Genomic DNA, 483 nt, shown 5'->3' with positions numbered 1-483 from the left:
GCGACGGTCCGTCGTTCGGGCTGCTGGTGCATCACACCGATGCCGAGCGCGAGTTCGCCTATGACCGAGACGGGCACATCGGCACGCTGAACCGCGGGCTCGACGAAGGGCCGGGCCTCGGCTGGACGATTGTCGACATGGCGCAGGACTGGCGCACGGTGTTCCCGGGTGAGTGAGTTGGGCGGAAGGGTAAGTCAGAAATGGAAGGCATGACCGAAACCGGCACGCGGGGGCAGATCGAAAGCCTGCGCGCGCGCATGGGCGAGGCGATCATCGGCCAGCGCGAGGTGATCGAGCGGCTGCTGATAGGCTTGCTGGCCAATGGCAACCTGCTGGTCGAGGGGCTGCCGGGGCTGGCCAAGACCCGCGCCATCAAGGCGCTGGCGCGCAATCTCGAATGCGACTTCAGCCGCATCCAGTTCACCCCCGATCTGCTGCCCTCGGATGTCACCGGCACCGAGGTCTATTATCAGGGCGAGGGCG

The 483-nt window shown here is 66.5% G+C and carries 1 protein-coding gene and 1 pseudogene; both read left to right on the top strand.

The genetic code is table 11. The annotated features are described in order from the left end of the window. A pseudogene (locus tag ACXAJT_RS27660) lies at positions 1–176 on the top strand (haloacid dehalogenase-like hydrolase); the annotation flags it as partial. Positions 177–200: 24 nt separating this feature from the next. Next, positions 201–483, top strand: a 283-nt coding sequence (locus tag ACXAJT_RS27655) for an AAA family ATPase (RefSeq protein WP_475242258.1), incomplete at its 3' end; no start/stop codon positions are given.

It is taken from the genome of Salipiger sp. ABF4_146 (genome assembly GCF_056161345.1).
Note: the sequence above shows the minus strand (reverse complement) of the source record. Positions and strands in the feature narration are given on the sequence as shown.